Origin of the sequence: Microcoleus sp. CAWBG58 (assembly GCF_020883045.1) — a bacterium.
Taxonomy (GTDB): Bacteria; Cyanobacteriota; Cyanobacteriia; order Cyanobacteriales; family Microcoleaceae; genus Microcoleus.
Genome location: NZ_JAHRFA010000162.1, coordinates 1 through 5,511 on the forward strand (window position 1 = coordinate 1; position 5,511 = coordinate 5,511).

At 44.2% G+C, this 5,511-nt stretch carries 4 protein-coding genes and 1 pseudogene; 3 read left to right on the top strand and 2 right to left on the bottom strand.

Annotated elements, in window-relative coordinates; genetic code table 11:
• The first annotated feature begins 488 nt into the window (after nucleotides 1–488).
• Complete coding sequence (locus tag QZ918_RS32820; RefSeq protein WP_293343216.1) at nucleotides 489–962, top strand: transposase; 474 nt, start codon at nucleotides 489–491, stop codon at nucleotides 960–962.
• Here the strand turns inward: QZ918_RS32820 and QZ918_RS32825 are convergent.
• Nucleotides 960–1,203, bottom strand: a pseudogene (locus QZ918_RS32825) (hypothetical protein); the annotation flags it as partial. The gene QZ918_RS32820 and the pseudogene QZ918_RS32825 overlap by 3 nt on opposite strands.
• Nucleotides 1,204–1,346: 143 nt before the next feature.
• Nucleotides 1,347–4,220 (bottom strand): urea ABC transporter substrate-binding protein, encoded by a 2,874-nt coding sequence (gene urtA, locus QZ918_RS32830; protein WP_293343219.1) that lies wholly within the window; start codon nucleotides 4,218–4,220, stop codon nucleotides 1,347–1,349.
• 578 nt (nucleotides 4,221–4,798) lie between these two features.
• Between urtA and QZ918_RS32835 the strand changes: the two genes are divergently transcribed.
• Complete coding sequence (locus tag QZ918_RS32835) at nucleotides 4,799–5,005, top strand: hypothetical protein (RefSeq protein WP_293343222.1); 207 nt, start codon at nucleotides 4,799–4,801, stop codon at nucleotides 5,003–5,005.
• Nucleotides 4,984–5,220 carry a hypothetical protein gene (locus QZ918_RS32840; RefSeq protein ID WP_293343225.1) on the top strand — a complete coding sequence of 79 codons (237 nt, stop codon included), beginning with the start codon at nucleotides 4,984–4,986 and terminating at the stop codon, nucleotides 5,218–5,220. Before QZ918_RS32835 ends, QZ918_RS32840 begins: the two co-directional genes overlap by 22 nt.
• Nucleotides 5,221–5,511 lie beyond the last annotated feature (291 nt).

Below are 5,511 nucleotides of genomic sequence, written 5' to 3' on the forward strand. Positions count from 1 at the left end.
AAATTTCTGTAATTTCTGTGGTCGAAGTCGAAACTCATTTGTCTTATAGTGTGAGTGTACAACAAACACCCTGGCGTCCTCCCACAGAACTACCCAAAAATCCCCTCACAGCTCAAACGAAAAAAAGTCAAAAAAAACTACTAAAAAGAAAGGCGCTCAAAGCTCAACGCCTGAGATAACAAGAGTTGACGACTATTCTCAACATTTAAAAAATACTCGTTCTTTATTGCCAGAATCTGTACGATATTTGGTAGCTGACGGTTATTATTGCCGCGCTAAGTTCTGGGAGGCTGTACGAGATTCAAATTTAAATTTGATTAGTAAATTACGGTCAGATGCCAATTTAAAGTACCTCTATACAGGTGAAAAAAATTCACAGAGTGCACCTCGTAAATACGAGGGAAAAGTGGACTGTAATAAATTAAAAGATTTAACTTTTATCAAAGAAGTTAAACCAGGAGTCAAGCTTTACTCATTAGTAGTATGGAGTGTTTCTTTCAAAATGCAAAATACGTTTAGCTTGTCTTTCTGAACTTCAACCCAATGGTAAAATCAAAAATATTTTATTATTCAGCACTGATATCGAGCTGACAGGTGAGCAAATACTTGAGTATTATCAGGCTCGTTTTCAGATTGAGTTTATTTTTCGTGATGCCAAACAATTTACAGGCTTATCTGATTGTCAATCTCGTAGTGGTCAATGCCTTGATTTTCATTTTAATGCCAGTCTAATTGCTTTAAATTTAGCCAAATATGAAGCTTATAATAGTCATTTATCGCCCGAGCCATTCGTGTTTTCCATGACCTCTTATAAACGCCGTGAATTCAATAGGCATATACTTTACACCTTTATTGATAAGTTAGATTTAGACCGGAATTTCATTTTAAATCACCCTAACCTTCCGGAGCGTCCTATCCTATGGTACTCTCGCTGCTTAAAAACTGTCCGAAGTATTGTTTAATAATCTGGTTAATTCTGTTACTCCTGCTACGTCTCGCCATAATAAACTTAATACGGAGGCTATCATTAATGGGTAGTGTTAAAATTCTATCTCTTAAATTTAGTTGGCGATAAAAAGTTTTTTGGGCCGCCATTGCTGGAATTAATAAATCTTCCAGGTAATTCGCGATCGCTTCGTTTTCTACTTGAGGACGATTTTTTTTCTTTGCACGATCTCGGTTGATGCGTTTTTTGCTACTCATAAACTGGTTCAATTATGGCTCAACTGCTTACCCGGTCAAGGTTTCATCCTATTTTACCTCTTGCAAGTCTACCCCCTTGACAATTTGCACTTTTTATTAACTTGTCACAAATGGTCAACAGTCAACAGTCAACCGTCAACAGACTACTTTTGCGGGCGCTGATATTTACTCAATAAATCAGCAAAGCGTTTGTAATCCAAAGGCTTCCTCAAATACTCCGCTGCTCCCAATTCCAAACCATGATTTTGATCGTCCAAAAAAGTCAACATAATCACCGGAATATTAGCTAAATCCGGATCGGCTTTCAACGCCGACAGCACCGCCCAGCCGTCCATACTCGGCATCATCACGTCTAGAGTAATCGCATCGGGTAGCGACTCCTTAGCTAACTTAAGCCCTTCCTCACCGCTAGCTGACGAGAGTACCCGAAATCCTTGTTTTGACAAGCAGCGGGCGATCAAATCCCGCGAGTCTGGATCGTCGTCAATTACTAGCACAGTCGCAGCATCAGGAAGTTCCAGCGTTTGCGATCGCACTTCTTGCTGCGCTGTTTCTTCCGGTGCTCGATCGCCCTCGGCTTCTTTCTCGATTTTAATCGCCATCGGCAAGCGAATCGTAAAAGTAGAACCGCAATCAAACTCGCTCTCAACCGTAATATCCCCGCCCATCATCTGGCAAAACTTTCGGCTAATAGTAAGCCCCAAACCCGTGCCACCGTACCTGCGGGTAGTCGAATCGTCCGCTTGTGAAAAAGCTCCAAACAGCCTCGAAATCTGATCGTCAGTCATGCCGATGCCCGTATCGGTGACTTGAAACACGATCGAATATCTGTGAAACTCAGAGCCAATATCCGAGAGATCCTCGGAATTCTCCACAGGCAAAACTTCCCATTCTTCCTTCCAAACATTAAGTGTAATTTTGCCTCGATCGGTAAACTTAGCAGCATTGCTCGCCAAATTCAACAGCGCTTGTCGCAGCTTCGCCGAATCAGCGTGGATCGTACCAATATCGCGATCGCAATTGACACTCAAAGTATTGCCATTTTTCGCCATCAGCGGTTGAACCGTAGTCACAACCTGATCGACTAAATTCAAGACATCAACAGTCTCCAGGAAAAGAGTCATCTTTCCTGCTTCTATTTTAGAAATATCCAAGATGTCACTAATAATGTTCAGCAACTGCTTGCCTGCCATATTAATGCTTGCCAAATCCATCACAAACTCTTCTTCCCCGAGTTCCAGAGCCTCTTCTTGCAGCAGCTCGCTGTAGCCGATAATCGCATTTAAGGGCGTCCGCAATTCGTGAGTCATATTTGCCAAAAAAGTGCTTTTGGCGCGGTTAGCAGCTTCCGCAGCGTTCTTAGCAACTTCCAATTCACTCGATCGCTCTTCTAGCTGTCGTTGTCGCACCTCCAAACCTTTGAGCAAACTGCTAATTTGCTGAGCCATTGTATTGAGAGTAGAAGATAGCACTCCGATCGCATCATTAGACACCACAGGCGATCGAGCAGTCAAATCACCGCTCGCAATCAGTTGGGCAGTTTCCCGGAGCAAACCCAAATTCCGAATAATCGCCGACACCGACACACAAGCAACTATACCTGCGATCGAACTCAAAACCAAAGCCCCCACCAGCCAACTCTGAGTGCGGCTCGCCACAGCCATAGTTTGCTCGGCCAGCACCGCCATTGTTGCCTCCACAGCCCCCCCTGGAGCCGATGTCGCCTGTATCGCCAGCAAAGAGTTCTTCATCTCCAAAGAACCCATCCACCCGACTCCCACCGCCATCCAAGTAATCAGTACCATGATGACAAACAGCCCGAGCAAAGAAGCCCTAGTTCCCACAGAAATCTGCTTCGGACTTAGTGCCGCCGCCCAAGGGTAGCTTTTGAGAAAAGGATCCGGCTGTACAGGTGCCCCGGAATTCCAGATCTCCTCAATTTGACCGTCCGATCGCACCTGACCAATCCGCACTGTTTTCCAAGTATGCTGGGTTTGAGCATCTATTTTTACCATGCCCGAAGGCGCTGCAAACTCAATATTTTTAGCAGCCGCCCTGACTTTAATTACATCTATCGAACCAGCTTTTTCTACTGCTTCCTTCCACAGATAAACCCCCAAATAAGCCGCTTCGATTGGGTCATCCGTGACACGATTTTCCCCATATCTCGCTTTATAATCCTTAACAAATTTCTGATTTTCCGCCGTATCAACAGTTTGAAAATAGTTCCAAACCACCCAATGTCCGGCAATATTAGATGGCCCTATCGCCCGTATTTCCTCTTCTGCGACGCTAACCGACATCACCGGCAAATCCTCCGGTTTCAAACCAGCTTCCCGCAGTTGATGGAAAAAAGCCACATTGCTGTCGCCGTTAAGAGTGTTGAGAATCGCATCCGGTTTCACTGCTAAAATATGTGCGATCGCCTCGTCCACCTCCCTCGAACCCAGCGGCAGATACACTTCCCCCGCCAACTCTCCTCCGAGTGCAGCCAGTTGAGCTTTCACAATCAAATTTGCTGTCCGGGGAAAAATATAATCAGAACCCAACAGAAAAATTTTCCGCTTCCCCTGAGCCAGCAAGTAATTCACCCCAGGTACAATTTGCTGGTTCGGGGCCGCACCAGTGTAGAAAATATTCGGACACTGTTCCAGCCCTTCATACTGTACCGGATAAAACAGCAACCCATTGCCGTGCTCGAAAGCTGGCAGTACCGCCTTGCGACTAGCCGAAGTCCAACAACCAAATACCACCGCCACCTGCGATTCTTGGAGCAATTGCTTAGCTTTTTGAGCAAAAGTCTGCAAATCGCTAGCTCCATCTGCTATCACCGCTTCCAAGGGGCGTCCGAGTACCCCTCCCGCCGCATTAATTTCCTCAACAGCCAACAGCGTCGCATCTTTTACAGAAATTTCGCTGATGGACATAGTTCCCGTCAGCGAATGCAACACGCCTATTTTGATCGGCTCACAAGTTGGGCCGGCTGCTTCGAGGGGGTTACTGCTCCTTGCTCCCATAGGGTTTTAGATACTTTTTACTAATAACAGAAATTTTAGTTCAATCCTGCGGGAAGTTAGTCCGGAGGCTAACTCAGGTTTAGCAGATTATTTCACGCGATCGCCACACAACTTAACAATTGCTGCATCCTGTTGATTTTAACGGTCAAACCTTCCTGCATTGACTTACATTCTGCACTAACCTGTCACCGATTTTTATCTCAATCTGTGACGGAGGTCTAAGCAGCCTCATCAAACAAACGGTAGAACCCACTTGTGCAATGCCGCAGAACAATTATCCCTCTCTTACCTCTTACACTCTCCCCAACTCATTCACCGCCTAGCTGCGTGCGAGTCACCAACTAACTGCACCTACTCATGCACTATTCTCCTTCCCATATCTTGCTTCCGGGAGATATAACTCTCCGTAGATTGCTTTTACTATAATACTCAAACCTAAAAACTAACCCACTCTTCCCCCAGCCCTATCACCCTTCAGGCAGAGGGAACTCTACGTGCTTTACCTTAGGATCTAGCTAAGGTCAACTTTGAATTAGCCTTGTTGAAAATATGTTTAGCATAAATTAGGGTGAAAACTAATGAATGAAGAAAACCCGATCCATACTGTAGTAAGTGGCCGCGAAGTTACATTACCAAAATCAAGGGAAAAATTGCTTGGTGAGGAAACAGAAAAAGCCCTCGGGCAGCAGAAAAAAGAAAAGGCTCAAACTATGCGCGCTGTGGAACAGTTGAAAGAAGAACTTCAGCACAAAATAAATGAAGAATGTTATCACAAGTCAGATTAAAACTAATAACCGTTTTTTTAGGTGTGGGTAAGATTAGGTCTTGGCCACACTCTATTTTTGGATTTATTGGTTATTGGTTATTGGTTATTGGTTATTGGTTATTGGTTATTGGTTATTGGTTATTGGTTATTGGTTATTGGTTATTGGTTATTGGTTATTGGTTATTGGTTATTGGTATCCGCTCAATAATTCGGGGTAGCAGAGAAAAAAAGTAAGCAGAGTAAAAAAAGTGTGATAAAATAGGACACATGACGCCAAAGATTATTTCACAAGACAAGTCACCCTACAACATACTGCTGCTCTCCCATCGACCCCTCAGGTATTGCAGACGAATCCATGCGTCAGACAGTAGAGTTCTTACTGAACCTAATAGAGCAATTACAATAGACCTCTTGCAAAAAAGATATATGTTACGATCAGAGGTTTTAAATTTAATCCCCTAGAGCTAACTCATAATTGTAAATTGCTGACAACAAATTACAACGCAGACCATAGCGGCGGCGGCG

Excerpts from the sequence above, each read along its gene's own strand:
- urtA (WP_293343219.1), bottom strand. The coding sequence starts at position 4,220 with ATGGGAGCAAGGAGCAGTAACCCCCTCGAAGCAGCCGGCCCAACTTGT.
- QZ918_RS32835 (WP_293343222.1), top strand. The coding sequence starts at position 4,799 with ATGAATGAAGAAAACCCGATCCATACTGTAGTAAGTGGCCGCGAAGTT.
- QZ918_RS32840 (WP_293343225.1), top strand. The coding sequence starts at position 4,984 with ATGTTATCACAAGTCAGATTAAAACTAATAACCGTTTTTTTAGGTGTG.